The following is a 20,154-nucleotide window of genomic DNA, read 5'->3' as shown; positions in this document are numbered from 1 at the left end:
GACGCAAGCGTCGCGCGGGGCCGGGGCCGTCACGAGGAATATATGAGTTCGACCGCGTTCAATCTGCTGCTCGCGATCTTCCTGCTCGCCGCCAACGCGTTTTACGTGGCCGCCGAGTTTGCGCTGGTCAAGAGCCGCGGCTTCCGTATCAAGGCGATGGTCGAGCAGGACCGGTTCGGTGCGCGCCTGCTGCACGGCATGATGGGCAATATCGAGGCCTATCTCGCCTGCTGCCAGCTCGGCATCACCATGGCTTCCCTCGGCCTCGGCTGGGTCGGCGAACCGACCGTTTCGGCGCTGCTCGAACCGGTGCTCATGCCGCTCGGAATGTCGGAAGCCAGCTTGCATTTCGTGTCGTTCCTGGCCGGGTTCCTGGTGTTCTCCTCGCTGCATATCGTCGTCGGCGAGCAGGTGCCGAAGACGCTGGCGATCAGGGAGCCGATGCCGGTATCGCAATGGATCGCGTATCCGCTCTATTTGTCCTATCTGGTGTTCTGGCCGCTGAACTGGCTGCTCAACAGCGCCTCGCGCGGGATTCTGCGATTGCTCGGCGTACAGGAATCCTCGCAGCACGAAATTCTCACCGACTCCGAGATCGAAGGGCTGGTGGAAGAATCGGCCGTGCACGGCGGGATCGAAAGCGGTGAGGCCGAATACATTCAAAATGTCTTCCGCTTTGGCGATCTGGCGGTATCCGACGTCATGGTTCATCGCACCGCGATGGTGATGATCAATGCCGACCTGCCGCCGGACGAACTGGTGGGCGAGGTGCTGGCAACAGAATACACCCGCATCCCGCTCTGGCGCGACAAGCCGGAGAACATCATCGGCGTGCTGCACGCCAAGGATCTCTTGCGCGCGATCCGTGCTTCCGACGGCGATACCTCGCACATCAACGTTTCGGCCATCATGCGCCCGCCCTGGTTCGTGCCGGAAATGCGGCCTCTGTCCGAACAGTTGAAGGCGTTCCGCCGCCGCAAAACCCACTTCGCGCTCGTCGTCGACGAATATGGCGAGGTCGAAGGCATGGTGACGCTGGAAGACGTTCTGGAAGAGATCGTCGGCGATATTTCCGACGAGCACGACGTCGTGGTCGCCGGCGTCCGCATCCAGGCCGACGGCTCCGTGGTGGTAGATGGCTCCGTGCCGATCCGCGACCTCAACCGCGCCATGAACTGGCACCTGCCCGACGAGGAGGCGACGACGGTCGCCGGCCTCGTGATTCACGAGGCGCGCTCGATTCCCGAACGCGGCCAGAATTTTACCTTCCACGGCTGCCGTTTCCGCGTGCTGCGCCGCGAGCGCAACCGTATCACCGCACTTAAGATCACGCCGCTGCCGCGCGAAACCGACGCGGAGTATCCGAAGCCGAAGCGGGCAGGGACGGCGTTCTAAGCGCCTCTCCGCGCATTTGCGCGCATGACGGGACTATTCAATATCGATCGTGACGCCGGAGAGTTTCCACTGGCCGTCGGAGGGAATGAAACCGAGCTGGTACTTCACCCTTTTCGGCGTGGTGTCGAAGCGGCCTTTCAGGCGCAGCACACCCTTGTCGTCGATCTTGGCGTCCTCCTCCGGAATGACCGGGCTGGCGACGATCGCGTCGAACACGGCGTGCTTCTCGACCAGATCCTTGAAGACAGTGCGCAGCTTGTCGGGCGGAAACTGATCGCGGAACGGCTTTGAAATCTTGGCGTGCAGGACCGTGAAATTGTCCGATGCCACCGCGTCGTTGAGCGTCACGAGAATGCTCTTGATGAGCACCTCCTGGACAAACGGGCTCGGCATGTCCAGCGCTTGTGCCTTGGTTGACGAGACTGCAACCAGGGCCATCACGGCCACGGCCCATCTGAAGCGTACCCAATGCTGCATCGGACGACCCTATCGAGTGGCGATGGCATTGGGGCCGCTCCGGCCCCGGTTCGGATGGAACTGCGTCCATCGCCCAGCAGTCAACAGATAAATCAAAACGGTTGTGCCGTCTGCGCGATCTTGAGCAAAAGCCACAGGTCTTCGGCCTGTCTGTCGGCGCACTTCAGGATCGGGTTGATCGGGCTCGTCAGCCCTGACCCTCCCGGGGCGCCTGCGCCCTGATGGCAAGTGCATGGACGGAGCCCTCAAGTTCCGCCGCAAGCGTCGCATTTATCATGCGGTGGCGTTCAACCCGGCCCTTCCCTTCGAAGGCTTCAGATACGATATAAACTCTGAAATGCGTCTCACCGCCTGGCCGGTGGCCCGCATGGCCCTCATGCAGATGAGATTCGTCCGCGACGTCGAGGCTTTCCGGCAAGAAAGCTTCACGCAACTTGTTTATGATAATGTCCCTGGTGCTCATGATGGTTGCAGATAATTCTGTGTCCGCTTCTCGTCAATGGCGCATCCGAATGGAGGTATTCGCAATGTCAAGACTTGAAGCCTTGCGCGTTGCGTAGTCAAAGTCAGCCATGCCGATTGATTCATCCAAGTTCTTCGATTCCATTCGCATCAAGCCCAACAAGCTGAGTGCGAAGCAGCAGGCGCAGGCGCGCGAGGAAGCCGCCATGTGCGAGTGGGCGGGCTGCCAGAACAAGGGCCCGCACCGCGCGCCCAAGGGCCGGGAGAATTCCCGCGAGTACTGGCACTTCTGTCTCAACCATGTGCGCGAATACAACCAATCCTACAATTTCTTCCAGGGCATGAACGCCGACGCCGTCGCGCGCTACCAGAAGGACGCGCTGACCGGCCATCGCCCGACCTGGAAGATGGGCGCCAACACCGCCGGCAAGAAGGGTAAGCAGCCCAGCGCCGAAGACTTTGACGGCGCCGCCGATCCGTTCAGCATGTTCTCCGAGCTCAACGGTCGCGGCCGCTGGCGGCCGGGGCCGGGCGCGCAGGCCAAGACCGAAACGCGCAAGGTGATGAACGCCGAGCGCAAGGCGCTGCAGGTGATGGGTCTTTCCGCCGAAGCAACGCTCGATGACGTCAAGGCCAAGTACAAGGCGCTGGTCAAGCAGCACCATCCCGACGCCAATGGCGGCGACCGCTCCACCGAGGACCGCCTGATCGAGATCATCAAGGCGTATAATTATTTGAAGACTGTGGTGCGGGCGTAGTTTTCGTCGTCCCTGCGAACGCACGGACCCATACGCCGCGGCTTCTCGATTTATTCCATCGGTTGACGGCTTCGCCAGACAACACGCATTTGTGGTTATGGGTCCCTGCGTTCGCAGGGACGACAGCGGAGATCTTGGCTCCGCTGTTGTTGTACGAAGCTTTGGTCCCGCTCACCTCGGCATTGAGCCAATATACGCCGAACTCGGCCGGATCAGCCTGCCGCCACGCTGCTGCTCGCGGGCATGCGCGGTCCAGCCTGCGGCGCGCGCCACCGCAAAGATCGGCGTAAACGCCTGCCGCGGAATTTTCAGCGCGTCGAGCAGGATTGCGGTGAAGAACTCCACATTGGTATCGAGCGGGCGCTCCGGATTTTTCCGCCGCAATGCATCGCGAATGTAGGCCTCGACCTCGCCCGCGAACGGCAGATCGGCGCCGCCTCCTGCGAGCCGCTCGATCGCGCGCTTAAGCACGTCGGCGCGCGGGTCGCGGACGCGATAGACGCGGTGGCCGAATCCCATCAGCCGCTCGCCGCGGGCCAGTGCGCTGTCGACCCACGGCTTGATGCGCTCGCTCGAGCCGATCGCATCCAGCATCTCCAGCACCGGCTCGGGGGCGCCGCCATGCAATGGCCCGGTCAGGGCGCAATAGCCTGCCGTGACGGCTGCGAACAAATCCGCTTGCGTCGAGGCTACGACGCGCGTCGTGAAGGTCGACGCGTTCATGCCGTGGTCGCACACCGTGACGAAGTAGGTGTCCAGCGCGGTGATCTCGCGCGGTTCGGCTTTGCGGCCGCGCAGCATCGACAGCGTGTCGGCGGCATGGCCGACGGTCGGGTCGGCCGCGATCGGGTGCTCGCCTTTGGCCCGCTGCAATAGCGCGCCGGCAATCACAGGCAACGCGCCGACGATGGTCGCCTCGTGCTCAAGTCCGTTTTCGCCGCGCAGGCCGGCAACGGCTGCGCGAAAGCCGTCGACAATCGACATGCCACGCGTTGCCGGTAGCAATTCGGGTAGCCGAGCGAATGCGCGTTCCCGGGCAGCGCCAAGCCTTGAGCGCACATTGGCTTCGTTGAGCGAGGTTCCCATTGCGGCGTTCCACAGCCGCGCGGTGACGCCTTCAAAACTCGACTTGCCCGCGAGGTCGCCGACCCGTTCGCCGGCGATGATCAGTTCGCCCCGCTCGCCATCGACATGGCTGAGGACGGTTTCGGCGGCCGGAATGCCGTCGAGCCCGATCGGGGTCTTGGAAATCTGCATGTTCATGGGGGCTCTCCTTTTTGCCTGCTGCAGAGGTCGGGCCTCTCGACAGATTGATCAATCTTGATTATATAAATCAATATGAAAAAGCCTGCCGGCCTTTACCTCTCGGCCCGCGAGGCCTCCGCCGAACTCGCGATCTCCCAGGCGACCCTCTACGCCTATGTCAGCCGTGGCCTGATCCGGTCGGAACCGTCGGAGGATTCCCGCAGCCGCCGCTACCGGGCCGAGGACGTCCGCACGCTAAAAGAGCGGCGTGCGCCGTCGCCGGAGCCGCGCGGCCTGCGCAGCTTCGACGCCGATCTGCCGGTGCTGGATTCGGCCGTCGGAACCATCACCGAGGACGGCGCGATCTATCGCGGCGTCAACTGCATCGATCTCGCCGAGCGCGACACGCTCGAACATGCCGCGACGCTGTTGTGGGATGTGACAGGCGTCGACCCCTTCGATCAGAACAATTGTCCCGTTGTGTCGGACGAAATGCGCGCAGTGGCCGAGGCCGCACGTGGGGCAAACGCGATCGATCGCGCCATCGCCGTGCTGGCGCTCGCCGCCAGGGCTGACCCGCGAGCCTTCACCCGCGCCGACGAAGAGCGCGCGATGCTAGGTGGCCGCATCATGCGCCTGGTGGTCGCGACCATGCTGAACGCCAAATCCTCGGCAAAGCCGCTTCACTTGCAGATCGCGCGGGTCTGGGCGCCGGAACACAAGCATGCGGCCGATTTGATCCGCCGCGCGCTCGTGCTGCTGGCGGATCATGAGCTGAATGCCTCGACCTTCACCGTGCGCTGCGCGGCCTCGACCGGGCTAAATCTCTACGATGCCATGATCGCCGGTCTCGTCGCGCTGAAAGGCCCGAAGCACGGCGGCGCCGGCGTGCTGGCGGCGCAGCTTCTGAAGACGCTCGCCAATGGCGAGGTCGCCCCTGTCATCCGCGAGCGCGTCGCGCTCGGCGAGCGCTTCGCGGGCTTTGGTCATGGGGTCTATAAGCATGGCGATCCCCGTGCACGGGCGCTCTTGGAGGCGCTGGCACGCTCGGGCGCGAACCGTAAGTTTACCCACGAAATCCCGGAGCGCATCGCCGAAGCGACTGGCGAGTTCGTCAATATCGACTATGCCCTTGCGGTGCTGGTGCACACGCTCGGCCTGCCGCCGGGCCATGAACTGGTCTTGTTTTCCATGGCGAGAACGGTCGGATGGATCGCGCATGCTTGCGAGCAATTGCGCCATGGCCGGCTGATCCGGCCCCGCGCGCGCTATGTCGGCCCCGCCCCGGGACGGAGCCCCGTCCGCGCCTGACGGCGGCGCAGCGTCCAGACCCCGAGCGCGATGATCGCCGTCGCGAACACGGCCAGAATCCACAGATGCTTTCCGGTGTGTTGGTGATGCGGCAGGCCGGCATATTCATGCAACACCGAGACCGCGAGCACGCCTGGCAACACATGCGCCAACGCCCAGGCGAGTACCGCGGGAATATTGACGCCGAAGAAAAGGATCGGTTGCATCCCGAGCGCGCCGGCCGTGACCGGTACGAAGGCCCGGATCGGCGGCACAAAGCGCGCGAATAACACCGCCAGCGCTCCCCAGCGGTGGAAGAACGCCTCGCTCTGCGCCATCACGCCTGGATATTTCGACATCGGCCAGGCGCCCAGAATTTCGCGCTGCGAGCGATGGCCGGCCCAGAACGCCGTACCGTCACCCAGCAATGCGCCGGCGATCGCGGCCGCCAGCACGCCCCACAGCTTCAGTTCGCCGCCGGGCACCAGCGCACTCAGCGCAAGGATGATGGTCGAGCCAGGCACCAGCGCGCCTGCGACCGGGATCGCTTCCAAGAGAGCCGCCAGAAATAGCGTCAGGTAGGCCAGCCATGGATGGGCCGATACGACTGCAATCACGGGATCGAGGAATGAAGTCACAATTGCCGTCCTGTGGGTGGCCGCCTGCGCCTAGAGCTACCAAGCCCAGGCAGGGGCCGAAAGTGCCGGCAGAGCTGGCACGGCCGCGGCGAAGTGGCCAAGCGGGCAAAAGTGCGGCGTGATTCGCAGGGCAGCCCTCCAAAAACCTGAGAGATGGCTTATCTCAATGATAAGGCAATGGAACTTTGATTGCGCCGCGGGCTTCTGCCGGCCCCTGCTCTCTGCTAGGTTTGCGTTAGCCCCCATCCGCAGCCATTCACCAGATCTGGTTTCGGGAACGCCCGGGACCTCGGAGGATTGATGACGACCGCCGCCATGAGCAAAGTTTCGGAGCCCGTCGGACTGCCCGATATGAAGGTGTCGGTCCGGCAGGTTTTCGGTATCGACAGCGACCTCGAAGTGCCGGCCTATTCCGAAGTCGACCCGCACGTGCCGGAAGTCGATTCGGACTACCGCTTCGACCGCGCCACCACGCTCGCGATCCTCGCCGGTTTCGCCAAGAACCGCCGCGTCATGGTCACCGGCTACCACGGCACCGGCAAATCGACCCATATCGAGCAGGTCGCCGCACGGCTGAACTGGCCCTGCGTGCGCGTCAACCTGGACAGTCACATCAGCCGTATCGATCTGGTCGGCAAGGACTCGATCGTCATCAAGGACGGCAAGCAGGTCACCGAATTCCGCGACGGCATCCTGCCCTGGGCGCTGCAGCACAACATTGCGCTGGTGTTCGACGAGTACGACGCCGGCCGCCCCGACGTGATGTTCGTGATCCAGCGCGTGCTGGAAGTCTCCGGCCGCCTGACGCTGTTGGACCAGAACAAGGTGATCAAGCCGCACCCGGCGTTCCGCCTGTTTTCGACCGCCAACACGGTCGGCCTCGGCGACACTTCGGGCCTCTATCACGGCACCCAGCAGATCAACCAGGGCCAGATGGACCGCTGGTCGATCGTCACCACGCTGAACTATCTGGCGCATGACGAGGAAGTCGAAATCGTGCTGGCCAAGGCGCATCACTACCGTACCCAGGAAGGTCGCGACATCGTCAACAAGATGGTGCGGCTGGCCGATCTCACCCGTAACGCATTCGCCAATGGCGATTTGTCGACGGTGATGAGCCCGCGCACCGTGATCACCTGGGCCGAGAACTCCGACATCTTCGGCGACATCGGCTTTGCGTTCCGCGTCACCTTCCTCAACAAGTGCGACGAGCTGGAGCGGCCGCTGGTGGCGGAATTCTATCAGCGCTGCTTCAACCAGGAGCTGCCCGAGAGTTCGGTAAACGTGGCGCTTTCGTAGCTGTCGTTCCCGCGAAAGCGGGAACCCATACGCCGAGGACTTTCGATGGAAGGATGCTGCCAACGTCGGGTGAATTAACGATCGCTGGTGATTATGGGTCCCTGCTTTCGCAGGGACGACGGGTGATAGAAACGTAATGACGACGTCGAACTCCAAATTCCGCACCGGATCCAAGGAAGCCCCGACCGAACCGTTCAAGCGCGCGGTGACCTCGTGCCTGCGCGCGATCGCGAAGGCGCCGGAACTTGAAGTGACATTCGCGGCCGAGCGGCCCGGTCTTGCACCGGGCAAAGCGCGGCTGCCGGAGCCGGCGCGCAAGATGACCAAGCGGGATGCTGCGATCGTGCGGGGTCACGCCGATTCGGTCGCGTTGAAGCTCGCCTGCCATGATCCCAAGGTGCATCGCAAACTGATGCCGGGAAATCCGCAGGCGCGCGGCGTGTTCGAGGCGGTGGAGCAGGCCCGTGTCGAGGCCATCGGTTCGCGGCGGATGGCGGGTGTAGCGAAGAATCTCACCGCGATGCTCGACGATCACTTTCATCGCGGCAAATACGATGAGATCACCGACCGCGCCGATGCGCCGCTGTCGGACGCGCTGGCGATGTTGGTGCGCGAACGGCTGACGGGCCTTGCGCCGCCGGCGGCTGCGAAAAAAATGGTCGATCTCTGGCGTCCGGCGCTGGAAGATAAAATCGGCACCCGGCTCGACAAGCTCAGCCGCGTCACCGAGGACCAGGCCAAGTTTGGCGATCTCGTGCACGACCTCTTGTCGGCGCTCGACCTCGGCGACGACCGCGACGCGGACGCCGATGACGACGAAAACGATGACGAGAACCAGGACGGCGAGAGTGATCAGTCCGGCGCCGAGGGCTCGCCCGACTCCGATGCAGCGCAGGAAATGAGCGCCGACCAGGCGCAGGCTTCCACCGACGAAATATCGGAAAGCGCGATGGAGAGCGCGCAGGCTTCCACGTCAGATACGTTCGACGACGGCGAACTCGGCGACGACGAGACGCCGGGCGAAGCGACGCGGCCGAATACGCGTGGCGCCAACGAGCCGCGCGGCCCGGAATATCACGCATTTGCGCCGAAATTCGACGAGGTCATCGCCGCCGAAGATCTCTGCGACCATGACGAGCTGGAGCGGCTGCGTTCCTATCTCGACAAGCAGCTCGCGCATTTGCAGGGCATCGTGGCGCGGCTCGCCAACCGGCTGCAGCGCCGCTTGATGGCGCAGCAAAACCGCGCCTGGGAGTTCGATCTCGAGGAAGGCATTCTCGACCCCGCAAGGCTGTCGCGCGTGGTCACCGATCCCTATCACCCGCTGTCCTTCATGCACGAGAAGGAGGCGACCTTCCGCGATACCGTGGTGACGCTGCTTCTCGATAATTCCGGTTCGATGCGCGGCCGGCCGATCACGGTGGCGGCCACTTGCGCCGACATTCTCGCGCGCACGCTGGAGCGCTGCGGCGTCAAGGTCGAGATTTTGGGTTTTACCACCCGCGCCTGGAAGGGCGGCCAGTCCCGCGAGGCGTGGCTCGCCGCTGGCAAGCCGGCCAATCCCGGCCGGCTCAATGATCTCCGCCACATCATCTACAAGTCCGCCGACGCGCCCTGGCGCCGTTCGCGCAAGAATCTTGGCCTGATGATGCGTGAAGGCCTGCTGAAGGAAAATATCGACGGCGAAGCGCTGGACTGGGCGCACAAGCGGCTGCTCGGTCGCGCCGAGCAGCGCAAGATCCTGATGATGATTTCGGACGGCGCGCCGGTCGACGATTCCACGCTGTCGGTCAATCCCGGCAATTACCTCGAGCGGCATCTGCGCCACATCATCGAGGAGATCGAGACCCGTTCGCCGGTCGAACTGATCGCGATCGGCATCGGTCACGACGTCACGCGTTACTACCGCCGCGCGGTCACCATCGTCGACGCCGAGGAGCTCGGCGGCGCCATCACCGAAAAGCTCGCCGAGCTGTTCAGCGAGACCCACGGCGCCGCGCCTGCCAACGGTCACCGCCGGCCGCGCCGCTTGCATTCGTGAGCGCATGCCCCCGCTCATAGGCCGCCGCCGCCTTTTGAAGTATGCAGCGGCGGGGCTTTCCATGGCGGCCGTCCCAGGCGCTGCATTGGCGCAGGCCGCCGTTCAGCGGCCGCCGAGGCAGACCGTTCCCGACGAGTTCTCGGTCAGTGCGCCGGTCTCGATTGACGTCAATGCAAGGCCGCTGCAGTCGTTCGACACCCGCGACCGCTCGCGTGTGCGGTTCGGCGAACTCGAATTTCGCAGCGGGCTGATCCTGACCTCGCGGTTTCGTGGCTTCGGCGGATTGTCCGGCCTGCGGCTGGATTCAAAGGGCGAGCGCTTCATCGCCATCAGCGACAAAGGGGGCTGGTTCACCGGCCGCATTGTCTACAAGGGCCGCGAGATGACCGGACTTGACGACGTCGAGGCCTCGCCGGTGCTTGGCCACGACGGCAAGCCGATCACCTCGCGCGGCTGGTACGACACCGAGGCGCTCGCGCTCGACGGCTCGCTGGTCTATGTCGGCCTCGAGCGCGTCAATCAGATCCTGCGCTTCGACTTTTCCAAGGGATTTACCCGAGCGCACGGCGAGTTGATTCAGTTGCCGCTGGGCGTGCGCAAGCTGCCCTACAACAAGGGAATCGAGGCGCTCGTCGTGGTGCCGAAGGGCTTGCCGCTGGCGGGCACGCTGATCGCGATCTCCGAACGCGGGCTCGACGCGCAGGGCAACATCACAGCCTTCCTGATCGGCAGGACGCTGGGGCTGTTCAGCATCAGCCGCAGCGACAATTTCGATATCAGCGACGCGGTGCTGCTGCCGTCCGGCGGGCTGCTGCTGCTTGAGCGCAAATTCTCCTGGCTCGGTGGCGTCGGCATCCGCATCCGCCGCATAGCACTTGCCTCTATCGCCCCCGGGGCAGTGATCGACGGCCCCGTGATCTTCGAGGCCGACCTCGGCAGCGAGATCGACAATCTGGAAGGCATCGACGCCCATGTCACGCCGGAGGGCGAAACGGTCCTGACGCTCGTCTCCGACGACAATTTCTCGATGATCCAGCGCAATCTGCTGCTGCAATTCGCGCTGGTGGAGTAGCGCCGCATCTTCTCCCCGTATATTCGCCCGGCAGGGTTGAGCCAGACGCGGTTGAGCAGCGGGCGCGGCCTGGTTACACAAATAGGGCTTACTTTCCTCCGGTCCGGATCCTTATCGCCCATGAGCGCTTTGTTTACCCCGATCAAGCTGCGCGGCCTTAACCTCGCCAACCGCATCATGGTGGCGCCGATGTGCCAGTATTCGGCCGTCGACGGCGAGGCCAATGACTGGCACTTCACCCATATCAATTCGCTGGCGCTGTCGGGGGCGAGCGTTTTCTGTATCGAGGCGACGGCGGTGGAGCCGACGGGCCGGATCACGCCGGGCTGCCTCGGCCTCTACAATGACGCCACTGAAGCCGCGCTGAAGCCGATCCTGGCATCCGTGCGCAAGCGTTCGAAGGCCGCGGTGATGATGCAGCTCGCGCATGCCGGCCGCAAGGCGTCGAGCCACACGCCGTGGGAGGGCGGGCAGTTGATCCCGGTGACTGAGGGCGGCTGGCGGGCGGAGGGGCCGTCGGCGATCCCGCACAAGGAGAGCGAGCCGCCGCCCGTTGCCTTCGATGCCACGGGCCTTGCGCGCGTGCGCGATGCGTTCGTGGCGACTACTAAGCGTGCCGAGCGCCTCGGCATCGACGCGATCGAGGTGCACTCGGCGCACGGCTATCTGCTGCACCAGTTCCTGTCGCCGATCGCCAACCGGCGCACCGATCAATATGGCGGCTCGTTGCAGAATCGCATGCGCTTTCCGCTCGAAGTGTTTGACGCGGTGCGCGCGGCGTTCCCGCATGACAAGCCGGTCGGATTGCGCGTCTCCTGCACCGACTGGGTCGAGGGCGGCTGGGATCTGGCGCAGACCATCGAGTTCGCGCAGGAGCTGAAAAAGCACGGCGTCGACTGGATCGACGCGTCCTCGGGTGGCGTGTCGCCGCTGCAAAAAATTCCGCTCGGCCCCGGTTATCAGGTGCCGTTCGCGCAAGCGATCCGCGAGGCGACCGGGCTGACCACGATTGCCGTCGGCCTGATCACGGAATCCAAGCAGGCCGAGGAGATCGTGGCCTCCGGCAAGGCCGACATGGTCGCGCTCGCCCGCGCCATGCTCTATGACCCGCGCTGGGGCTGGCACGCCGCGGCCGAACTCGGCGGCGAGGTGTTCGCCCCGCCGCAATACTGGCGCTCGCAGCCTTCGACCCAGAAGGCGCTGTTCGGCGCGACGACATTCGGGACGCGGTAGCGCGGCCGCCTATGCCACCTTCTCCCACAGGGGGAGAAGGGAAGTGCGCAATACTCCGCCGCGCGAACTCCTGCCCATCCGTTTCGTCATATCTCGGCCATACGTCCGGCGTGCTATGCTTTCGCTGCGCGCGATAGACGCGTTTTCAATAACAACATACAGCGAGGACACCCTATGGAGATCGGATATTTCACGATGCCGTCCCATCCGCCGGAGTGCGGGTTGAAAGAGGGGCACGACTGGGACCTGCAGACGCTGCGCTGGCTCGACGAACTCGGCTATCAGGAAGCCTGGATCGGCGAGCACCACACCGCGCCCTGGGAGCCGCATCCTTCGCCCGATCTCATTCTCGCGCAGGCATTTTTGCAGACCAAAAATATCCGCCTCGGCCCCGGCGGCTTCCTGTTGCCCTATCACCACCCCGCTGAACTCGCGAACCGCGTCGCGATGCTCGATCATCTTTCCGGCGGACGATTGAACTTCGGCGTCGCGGCCTCGGGCCTGCCGAGCGACTGGGCGATGTTCAACGTCGACGGCATGTCCGGCCAGAACCGCGACATGACGCGCGAGGCGCTGGAGATCATCCTGAAAATGTGGACCGAGGACGCACCCTGGACCCACACCGGCAAGTTCTGGACCGTGAGCAAGCCCGACACCATGTTCGACTTCCTCAAGCCGCACCTCAAGCCGTTGCAGGCGCCGCATCCGCCGATCGGCGTCGCCGGTCTCTCCAAGGGCTCGGATACGCTCAAGCTCGCCGGCGAGCGCGGCTACATCCCGATGAGCCTCAACCTCAATCCGGCTTACGTCGGCAGCCACTGGGAATCGGTCGAGATTGGAGCTGCGAAAACCGGACGCAAGCCAAAGCGCAGCGACTGGCGACTGGTGCGTGAGGTCTTCATCGCCGATACCGACGAAGAGGCGTGGCGGCTTTCCGTCGGCGACATGATGGGTCGGATGATGCACGAATATTTTCTGCCGCTGCTCGGCCACTTCGGCTTCAAGGACTACCTCAAGGCGGCGCCCGACGTCGCCGACTCCGACGTCACGGTCGAATATTGTGCACGCAACAACTGGATCGTCGGATCGCCCGCAACCGTTACCGAAAAGATCGAGCGGATCTATCACGAGGTCGGCGGCTTCGGCACGCTGCTCGTGTTCGGCTTCGACTACAAGCACAAGCCGGAGGCGTGGCACAATTCGCTCCGCCTGCTGAAGCAGGAGGTGATGCCGCGGCTGAAGCATCTCGACGCGGACTTGACGAAGGCGGCGTGAGTGCTTCCTTCTCCCCTTGTGGGAGAAGGTGCCTTCGCGACAGCGAAGGCGGATGAGGGGTTCTCTCCACGGAGACAGACCCCTCATCCGTCTCGCTGCCGCTTCGCGTCCATAGCCGATGCAAAGCATCGGCGTCCTTTTAAGTACGGCGGCCGACGGCCGCCTATGCCACCTTCTCCCATAAGGGGAGAAGGAAGTATGCGGCGCGCGCGCTCCCGTTCACCACGACGCTTTTAGCGCGGCGGCTTCGGCGCCGGCGCTACCGGACGCACCTGCCAGAATCGCAGCAGGCGGCGGGCGTTTTCGACCGTCAGTTTTGCGTATTGCTCTCTTGCTTTCGCGAGCTCGTGCCGGTCCATCGAGCCGGCGGCGAAGCGGCTATCGAGCACGGCGGCCACCGTGTCCCAGTTCAACCCGGCGACGCGACAGGGGATCAGCACGCCGTCGTCGCGCAGGCTCTGCATCACCGGGCGGATCACCTCGACGCTTGAGCCCGATAGTTCGGCGAGCGCTGCGACCGTCTCGGCGTATTTCCGCTCTCTCGCAAATGCCAAGAGCGCCGCCTCGTTGAGCTTGCCGTGCTTGGCGAGCGCGGCGACGAAGCGACGCGCCATGGCGAAATCGCGCTTGCGCGACATTTCGCGGCTGGCGCCGGTCGAAGCGGCGGCGATTGCGTTCCGGATTTCCTCGAACAGATGCGGCGGCGCGCGCGACAACAGCCGCATGTGCACGGCTTCCGTTGCGCTCTGCAGCAATTGCCGGCGCTGTTCGGCCGGCAGGTCGACGCGGATGCCGGTCTCGACCGCCAAATCTGGATCGCTCTCCGCCTGCTTCAGCACGATCGCAAAGCCGCTCGCCGACATTCGCGCGCCGGGATTGGTGACGAGCCGCCGGCTGACCGAGGGATAATGCCGCTTCAGCAGCGCGTCGGTGACGATCTCGGTCAGCCACCAGCGACCGGAGATCGCCAGCAGATGCTGCTCGCCTTTGGTCTGCGCCAATTCCACCAGATCCTCGGCCGTCAGCCGCGCCGATTCGGTCAGCACCGGACGCGCGATCGTAATCTCGTCATTATGCGCGAGCCGTCGGATCACGCGAGGCGGCGCCTGCTTCGCGGACGCGAGCTGCGTGCTCAGTTCGGCGAGCGCGATGCGCGCGGCGACGTCGGCCAGCGCCCGCAGCTCGATGGTGCGGATCAGCCGTTCCAGCACGTCGCCGAACAGCTCGATCTGCTCGCCGGAATAGCCGTCGGCGGACAGCAGAAACAGGTCCGTGACCTGCCTCAGCGCGTCCAGATGTCTTTCCGGCGAGCCGGCCTGGATGGCCGCCTCGACCTCCTCGGTGATCGATCGTTCCAACATCGCTCGTCCTGAGCGTTTGAAGGCGGTTCTGGCAGCAGATAGGTGAGATTAGGCAGCAGAGTTGAACGATTCGTAAACCATTCGGGTTCCGCGGCGGCAGGAATGCGGCCGTAAGGTTGCGGGGTGCTAGGCCAGTGGCCGAGTTCTTGCGCTTCGCATCCGATTATCGCCACGTCGTCCCTGCGAACGCAGGGACCCATAACCACCGGCATGCATTGTCGAGCAAAGCCGTCGTCCATCTTGCCACGCCAACATCCGCCGCGGCGTATGGGTCCCGGATCGCGCTTCGCTTGTCCGGGACGACGGCTGGAAGCCACCCTACGATTCCGCCGCTTCTTCCGCGCTCGCATGCGCCGGCGGTGTCGGCATCGGGAATTTCTCGTACTGCTTCGGCAGGTTCACCGGCCGATAGCTCGGCAGCGCGTCCATGCGTTGCAGCACTGACTCGTGGATCACAGCGCCGTCCGGGATCAGCCGCGGCTCGGCGTCGGGGATGTAATAGCCGAAATGGCTCTGCCGCGCCGGCCATTCCTTGTACGTCGCGCGCTTCGGCAGATATTCGAGCAGCCACCACGCGCCGCGCAGCGACTCGTGCAGCTCGCCGCGGATATCAGGCGCGACATAGGAGAACGGGCTGCCCTTGCGCTGGATGCCCCAGGCGAGCTGGTTGACGGTGGCCTGGTTGACCCGGACGCCGCATTTGACGGCCTCGTCGATCATCCAGAGCAGCGGATATTTTGAAAGCCCGCTTTCCTTTTCCGGATAGCCGCCGCCGATATCGTCATGCACGCCGGCGAACCACACCTGCAGAATATCCTGCGGCTCGGCGTTGATGTCGTTGAAGCGGTTGTGCCGGAAGGTCTGCGGATCGTCCCACTTTTTCAGGCGGAACATGCGGCGTCGCTCGTCGATCGAGATCGCTTGCCGGAACCTCTCGACGCTCGGGTTCGCAGTCGTGAACGCAAGCTCCTCCAGGCTCGGCCAATAGAACCGATCGGCCCGCGGCACGATCACGCTCGCGACCGTATCCCAGACGCCGACGAAGCGGATCACGGGCCAGCGGGCCGAGGTGATGCGCGCGAATTGCGCGGCGTTGTCGAACGCGGTCTGCGGCAGCGGCCCTTGCGCGTCGCCGGCATCGCTGAGCAGCTTCATCTCGCGGCGCAGCTTCGGCGCCTCGTCGGAGGAGAACTGCTTGTAGGCGATCAGGCCGCTTCCAGCGAGATTGACCTGCTCGGGCCTGATCAATCCGATCTTGTGCACCAGCCCCGCCAGCACCCGCACGGTATAGGCACCGCGGGAAAAGCCGAACAGATAGATCTGGTCGCCTTCGCGATAATGCTGGACCAGGAAGCCATAGGCCGCGAGCACGTTGTCATCGAGCCCATAGCCGGTGGCGAGCCCCAGGATGGCGTTGAAATCCTGCTTCAGCTTGTGCCACGGGTCCGGCCGCTCCAGCGTGCCGACACCGGGATCGTAAAAAACCATCTGCCGCGGCTCGGTCTTCTCCGTCTTGCGCAGGCAGCGATAGAGCTTGAGCACATTGGAGATGTTCTCGGAAATCTCGTTGCCGGTGCCGTCGCAGCAGATGATGATGTTGCGCATGGGAAGCGCCCCCACCCCATTCCATTGTCTGAAACCATAAGGTTGTATCGATCATTTTATACGACTAAAGGGGGGCTGCTATCAATATGAGCATTTCTTATGCCCGTGGACTGTTCGTGTAAGGAAGAAGTCGCAAGACTAATCTGAGTGACCGCAATACTACGTACTTGTATAGAATCACCTTCAACGCTTGATTGCACGAGTCGTTTTTTCTTTAACCGCGTACAGGATGCGCTGTGGACGACATCTCGGATGCTGGCGGAGTCGCTGCGAGGTTTGGATTCAAGTATCAGGACCACGTAGCGGCATCTTTCGTCCTCGAAATGATTGGCGATCGAAGGATCTTGCAAGTCGAATGCGAGGCCAGCGACGATATAACGCGAATCATCCATCTCAATGGCGGTGAGATTCCCGAATACATCCAAGTAAAGACTACCGATCGAGATCAGAAATGGACGGCCAAAGAAGTATGCACCCGTCCAATCAAGAACATTGAGAGTTCTTTGATCGAGAAATCGCTCCTGACGGACAAGCATCGGCCAAATGCCCGCTTTAGGATTGTTACTCGTCGATCTGTGAATGCAACGCTCCGAGCGTTGCTCGATCCAATCGAGAAGCGAGACAGCCAAGGTGAGATTGCTACTTTGGCTGCGCGGCTCAAAGCAAAGCATCCCAAGACCATATCGAAAGCCGGTCACGACCTTGCATACTGGACGTTGAATGCAGTCTGGGACGTCCGGGCAGGCTTGGACAGTATTGAATCGAAGAATATGCAGCTGCTTAGTCGGCTTGCGGAGGAGTTCGGAGCAAATCCTCTACATTCACAAGCGAAACAGATTTATCGCGATTTGCTTGTCTTGGTTGAAGAAGCGGCATCCGCATCCCGACGGGATAAGAGCAAGAAAATCATTAGTAGAGCTGCGATTAGAAGTTGGTGGGACAACAAGCTGGCGACGTTGCGAACAACGGCAATAGCAACAATGAAGCCCTACCGTGCTAGGAGCGCTCAATTCTTTGTTGAAGTTCACAACATTCAGCACGATGGAGCGAGGCGCGTATCTCTAGGTTATGACGCCCAATATGAGCGCAAGGTCTGGCGCTCTACTCAATTGTCTCAGTACCTTGTAACGTGGGTAACGGAACTCGCTTTGAAGGCGAGCGAGCTTGCTGAGATTGACCAGCTCAATCTTAGACAAAAATTAGAAGCCGGCCTAAGGGTTGTTAAGGCGCACCGCAGTTTAAATACTCAGACTCTCCTAGGCGAAGCATTGTTGCACGCTATTCTGCGGCATTATTTCGGAAGCGAGCCAGTTGCTTGCAAGCTTTTTCACCGCTCCGCTCTTGGAGATCGGGTTACTAGAAATGCGCATGTTGTTCATACCGCTAAGGGAGATCAGCTTTGGCTCGGGAGAACCTACCTATTTGACGGTCGCAATGAAAGCGCTCTCCTAGCAGATGTATGTAAAGATCTCTGTGAAACAATGGAGACCGAAGTCCTCAAAGAGGAAAAGCAGGTGATAATTCAACTGCGAGAACCTCAACATCTACTATCGAGTTCGTTGTCGGACGCCTTCAGCCCGGGCGCGCCGATCGATCTCCTGATTGACGCGCTTTGTGTGCCTATTCTGATTGCGTACGACAGTGCCATTCTTCAAGCAGGTTATGCGGAAGATTATCAACAGCGACTGAAAGCGGAGATACAAGGACTTGCAAGCAAATGGATTCCAAATCTACCGAGGCAACTTAAGGAAATCAGGGTTCATTTGATTTTTGTGCCAATCGAAAGATTGTCGATACTCATCAATAAGTTTGAAGCTGAGATTAGCTCCTGATGAATTAGCAAGACTTAAAGCGGGAACTTGGTCGTGACAGTTTGGAAGCCTCGGACATGTTTGCGGTCCTAGGCGGAATAGCAAACCATGTAAATGATAAGCAGACGCACGATGAAGGCCGCGATCTGGTGATCCGCGCCCTCGCTCGACGTGAGCTGTGCGGCGAGTTCGAAACAAGAATTCTGGCTTCGTTGGTCCGAAATGTGGGGCTGTATCCGTATCTGTCTCCACTAATGGAGGCTGTTGATGACGATGATCTTCTTGCCTATGAACTGCACCGTCCAGACGGGCTGGATGCGGTCTTTCACAGTTTGCAGGCAAGAATTTATTACCAGTTGCGAACAGGCTCAAACGTAGTTTTGAGTGCGTCCACGAGCGTCGGAAAGAGTTTGCTCATTGATGCAATGATTGCACTTGGCAAGTTCAAGAAGGTCGTTGTCGTCTTGCCAACGCTCGCGTTGATAGATGAGACTAGGAAACGTTTGGCGCAGAAATTCCGAGACAAATGTCACCTCATCACTCATCCGTCGCAAGCTGCACGAGCAGACCGGATGAATGTGTACATTTTAACGCAAGAGCGGGTGCGTCATCGAATCGATCTAACGAATGTCGACTTTTTTGTCGTCGATGAGTTCTACAAGCTGGATTTCAAGCGCGACGACGATAAGCAGCGGGCTATCGAACTCAATTTGGCATTTCATGCGCTGGCAGCAACCGGCGCCCAGTTTTATCTGCTTGGTCCAAATGTCCAGGCGATTAAAGGGCTCGACAACTATGAATTTCATTTCATCCCGTCAGATTATTCGACCGTCGCTGTAGACGTTTTGCAGTTCGACTTGCCGAGGTTAGGTGAGGACCGGCCAGCTAAGTTGATTGAACTTGCAAGATCGATTGATGAATCGACGCTCATCTACTGCCAGGGTCCAGGAAGCGCCGTCAGGGTGGCGAGCCGGCTCTTACGCGGCGTAATGACAAAGCCCTCGGAGATTTGCGTCGCGACCGCCGACTGGATGTCCGATAACTATCATTCCGAGTGGATGGCCGCGCAGGCGTTGCGCCATGGCATTGGGTTGCATCACGGAGGGATTCCCCGCGCGCTCCAACAGCACATGGTTCGTATGTTCAATAGTGGTTCAATAAAGTTTCTAGTTTGCACGTCCACCCTTATAGAAGGGGTAAATACTGCCGCAAAAAATGTGATTATCTATGATCGGCGTCGAAACCAGTCTGTTCTGGACTTCTTCACGTATAAGAACATCCAGGGACGGGCCGGCCGAATGGGTACATACTTCGTCGGCAAAGTCTTCATGCTGGAAAAGCCGCCTCCAGATGTTGAGGTGACTGTGGAATATCCTGTCGGCGCGCAAACAGAAGACACGCCGCTGTCCCTTCTTTTGCAATTAGACGACAGCGAGCTTACCGAGTTGTCACGTGCTAGAGTGAGTGAGGCAATAGAAGGAAGCTTCTTATCTGTAGACACCCTGCGAATAAACGCGTCTGTACACCCTGACGTCCAGAACCGAATTGCCTTGAATGTGTATGACAGAATTGCTTCGGGCGAGACGCTGTTGCTCTGGCGAGGTTTTCCGAAATGGGACGAGTTGGTCGCTGTTTGCGACATTGTTGTTAGAGAATTGTCAGGGCCCAAACTGAACAATCTTGGAATTAGAGCTGGCAACCAGCTTGCCTGGCATCTTAATGCTTTGGGTCAATCCGGCGGATTGGCTGGTTATCTTCGGCAGGTTGCATTGGGCATCCTGCCAGGGCAGTCGATATCAGACAAGATAGATGAGGCATTGAAGATAGTACGCAACATTGTGACATTTCAGTTCCCACGAGATCTGATGGTCTTGCATACAATTATCTCAGAGGTCGTGGATCGCTTGAAAGGCGAGCCCAAGAGAGCCTACAGCGGTCCCAACCCAGACTACAGCGTATACGCGGAAGCTGCTGAGAGCCTCTTTGTGCCTGCGCCCATAGCCGCGCTGGACGAGTATGGCATACCAATCCAGATTGCGAAGAAGCTGTCTGGATTTCTGGATCAATATGATCTTGATCGAACAATCCAAGACTTGCGATCACTAGATCTCACCAAGCTGACCGACTTTTCACGTTTCGAGTTAGAGCTTGTGTCTTCAGTTCAAGAAACGATCTGACGATTGCGCGTACCA

Annotated in this window: 16 protein-coding genes; 10 read left to right on the top strand and 6 right to left on the bottom strand. The window is 61.3% G+C overall.

Annotation, left to right across the window (positions count from 1 at the left end; translation table 11 throughout):
• Positions 1 to 42 precede the first annotated feature (42 nt).
• On the top strand, positions 43 to 1,395 hold the full coding sequence (locus KJQ96_RS20510; RefSeq protein WP_213288357.1) for a hemolysin family protein: 1,353 nt from the start codon (positions 43 to 45) through the stop codon (positions 1,393 to 1,395).
• Between the two features lie 33 nt (positions 1,396 to 1,428).
• On the opposite strand, the gene KJQ96_RS20505 is transcribed toward KJQ96_RS20510, so the two are convergent.
• Both KJQ96_RS20505 and KJQ96_RS20500 read right to left on the bottom strand, forming a co-directional pair.
• Positions 1,429 to 1,872, bottom strand: a complete 444-nt coding sequence (locus KJQ96_RS20505) for a hypothetical protein (protein WP_213288356.1) — start codon at positions 1,870 to 1,872, stop codon at positions 1,429 to 1,431.
• 187 nt (positions 1,873 to 2,059) lie between these two features.
• Positions 2,060 to 2,335 carry a BolA family transcriptional regulator gene (locus KJQ96_RS20500; protein ID WP_213288355.1) on the bottom strand — a complete coding sequence of 92 codons (276 nt, stop codon included), beginning with the start codon at positions 2,333 to 2,335 and terminating at the stop codon, positions 2,060 to 2,062.
• Positions 2,336 to 2,444: 109 nt separating this feature from the next.
• Here KJQ96_RS20500 and KJQ96_RS20495 point away from each other — a divergent pair, with 109 nt between their 5' ends.
• On the top strand, positions 2,445 to 3,092 hold the full coding sequence (locus tag KJQ96_RS20495) for a J domain-containing protein (protein ID WP_028347651.1): 648 nt from the start codon (positions 2,445 to 2,447) through the stop codon (positions 3,090 to 3,092).
• A gap of 171 nt (positions 3,093 to 3,263) precedes the next feature.
• On the opposite strand, the gene KJQ96_RS20490 is transcribed toward KJQ96_RS20495, so the two are convergent.
• Positions 3,264 to 4,355: a citrate synthase/methylcitrate synthase gene (locus tag KJQ96_RS20490; protein ID WP_213288354.1), complete on the bottom strand. Its 1,092-nt coding sequence runs from the start codon at positions 4,353 to 4,355 to the stop codon at positions 3,264 to 3,266.
• Positions 4,356 to 4,430: 75 nt separating this feature from the next.
• Between KJQ96_RS20490 and KJQ96_RS20485 the strand changes: the two genes are divergently transcribed.
• Positions 4,431 to 5,648, top strand: coding sequence for a citrate synthase family protein (locus tag KJQ96_RS20485; protein ID WP_213288353.1), 1,218 nt, complete (start codon positions 4,431 to 4,433; stop codon positions 5,646 to 5,648).
• Here the strand turns inward: KJQ96_RS20485 and KJQ96_RS20480 are convergent.
• Entirely contained in the window at positions 5,606 to 6,265 is a 660-nt protein-coding gene (locus KJQ96_RS20480; RefSeq protein WP_213288352.1) for a DedA family protein, read from the bottom strand. The two genes, KJQ96_RS20485 and KJQ96_RS20480, sit on opposite strands and share 43 nt — an antisense overlap.
• 300 nt (positions 6,266 to 6,565) lie before the next feature.
• Between KJQ96_RS20480 and cobS the strand changes: the two genes are divergently transcribed.
• From cobS to KJQ96_RS20455, 5 genes are all read left to right on the top strand, one after another.
• Entirely contained in the window at positions 6,566 to 7,564 is a 999-nt protein-coding gene (gene cobS, locus KJQ96_RS20475) for a cobaltochelatase subunit CobS (RefSeq protein WP_065746623.1), read from the top strand.
• Between the two features lie 136 nt (positions 7,565 to 7,700).
• Complete coding sequence (gene cobT, locus KJQ96_RS20470; RefSeq protein WP_213288351.1) at positions 7,701 to 9,605, top strand: cobaltochelatase subunit CobT; 1,905 nt, start codon at positions 7,701 to 7,703, stop codon at positions 9,603 to 9,605.
• A gap of 4 nt (positions 9,606 to 9,609) precedes the next feature.
• A complete protein-coding gene (locus KJQ96_RS20465; RefSeq protein WP_213288350.1) occupies positions 9,610 to 10,677 on the top strand; it encodes an esterase-like activity of phytase family protein in 1,068 nt (355 codons plus the stop codon).
• A 120-nt stretch (positions 10,678 to 10,797) separates the two neighbouring features.
• Complete coding sequence (locus tag KJQ96_RS20460; RefSeq protein ID WP_213288349.1) at positions 10,798 to 11,910, top strand: NADH:flavin oxidoreductase/NADH oxidase; 1,113 nt, start codon at positions 10,798 to 10,800, stop codon at positions 11,908 to 11,910.
• A gap of 174 nt (positions 11,911 to 12,084) precedes the next feature.
• A complete protein-coding gene (locus KJQ96_RS20455; protein ID WP_213288348.1) occupies positions 12,085 to 13,185 on the top strand; it encodes an LLM class flavin-dependent oxidoreductase in 1,101 nt (366 codons plus the stop codon).
• Positions 13,186 to 13,418: 233 nt separating this feature from the next.
• Here the strand turns inward: KJQ96_RS20455 and KJQ96_RS20450 are convergent, their stop codons facing one another.
• Positions 13,419 to 14,546 carry a DUF2336 domain-containing protein gene (locus KJQ96_RS20450; protein WP_213288347.1) on the bottom strand — a complete coding sequence of 376 codons (1,128 nt, stop codon included), beginning with the start codon at positions 14,544 to 14,546 and terminating at the stop codon, positions 13,419 to 13,421.
• Positions 14,547 to 14,864: 318 nt separating this feature from the next.
• The gene (locus KJQ96_RS20445; protein ID WP_213288346.1) at positions 14,865 to 16,151 is read right to left on the bottom strand and encodes a DUF2235 domain-containing protein; all 1,287 of its coding nucleotides are present in this window, start codon (positions 16,149 to 16,151) and stop codon (positions 14,865 to 14,867) included.
• A 236-nt stretch (positions 16,152 to 16,387) separates the two neighbouring features.
• On the opposite strand from KJQ96_RS20445, the gene KJQ96_RS41765 reads away from it, so the two are divergent.
• Together KJQ96_RS41765 and KJQ96_RS20435 are read left to right on the top strand one after the other, a co-directional pair.
• Positions 16,388 to 17,983: a dsDNA nuclease domain-containing protein gene (locus KJQ96_RS41765; protein ID WP_213288345.1), complete on the top strand. Its 1,596-nt coding sequence runs from the start codon at positions 16,388 to 16,390 to the stop codon at positions 17,981 to 17,983.
• Positions 17,984 to 18,039: 56 nt separating this feature from the next.
• Entirely contained in the window at positions 18,040 to 20,139 is a 2,100-nt protein-coding gene (locus tag KJQ96_RS20435; RefSeq protein WP_213288344.1) for a DEAD/DEAH box helicase, read from the top strand.
• Positions 20,140 to 20,154: the final 15 nt, after the last annotated feature.

Origin of the sequence: Bradyrhizobium sp. sGM-13, assembly GCF_018398875.1 — a bacterium.
Lineage (GTDB): Bacteria > Pseudomonadota > Alphaproteobacteria > Rhizobiales > Xanthobacteraceae > Bradyrhizobium.
The sequence above is the reverse complement of the archived record's forward strand: the minus strand, read 5'-3'. Positions and strand labels throughout refer to the sequence as shown.

Excerpts from the sequence above, each read along its gene's own strand:
- cobS (WP_065746623.1), top strand. The coding sequence starts at position 6,566 with ATGACGACCGCCGCCATGAGCAAAGTTTCGGAGCCCGTCGGACTGCCC.
- KJQ96_RS20485 (WP_213288353.1), top strand. The coding sequence starts at position 4,431 with ATGAAAAAGCCTGCCGGCCTTTACCTCTCGGCCCGCGAGGCCTCCGCC.
- KJQ96_RS20465 (WP_213288350.1), top strand. The coding sequence starts at position 9,610 with ATGCCCCCGCTCATAGGCCGCCGCCGCCTTTTGAAGTATGCAGCGGCG.
- KJQ96_RS20510 (WP_213288357.1), top strand. The coding sequence starts at position 43 with ATGAGTTCGACCGCGTTCAATCTGCTGCTCGCGATCTTCCTGCTCGCC.
- KJQ96_RS20490 (WP_213288354.1), bottom strand. The coding sequence starts at position 4,355 with ATGAACATGCAGATTTCCAAGACCCCGATCGGGCTCGACGGCATTCCG.
- KJQ96_RS20445 (WP_213288346.1), bottom strand. The coding sequence starts at position 16,151 with ATGCGCAACATCATCATCTGCTGCGACGGCACCGGCAACGAGATTTCC.
- cobT (WP_213288351.1), top strand. The coding sequence starts at position 7,701 with ATGACGACGTCGAACTCCAAATTCCGCACCGGATCCAAGGAAGCCCCG.
- KJQ96_RS20460 (WP_213288349.1), top strand. The coding sequence starts at position 10,798 with ATGAGCGCTTTGTTTACCCCGATCAAGCTGCGCGGCCTTAACCTCGCC.
- KJQ96_RS20435 (WP_213288344.1), top strand. The coding sequence starts at position 18,040 with ATGTTTGCGGTCCTAGGCGGAATAGCAAACCATGTAAATGATAAGCAG.
- KJQ96_RS20505 (WP_213288356.1), bottom strand. The coding sequence starts at position 1,872 with ATGCAGCATTGGGTACGCTTCAGATGGGCCGTGGCCGTGATGGCCCTG.
- KJQ96_RS20495 (WP_028347651.1), top strand. The coding sequence starts at position 2,445 with ATGCCGATTGATTCATCCAAGTTCTTCGATTCCATTCGCATCAAGCCC.
- KJQ96_RS20455 (WP_213288348.1), top strand. The coding sequence starts at position 12,085 with ATGGAGATCGGATATTTCACGATGCCGTCCCATCCGCCGGAGTGCGGG.
- KJQ96_RS20450 (WP_213288347.1), bottom strand. The coding sequence starts at position 14,546 with ATGTTGGAACGATCGATCACCGAGGAGGTCGAGGCGGCCATCCAGGCC.
- KJQ96_RS20500 (WP_213288355.1), bottom strand. The coding sequence starts at position 2,335 with ATGAGCACCAGGGACATTATCATAAACAAGTTGCGTGAAGCTTTCTTG.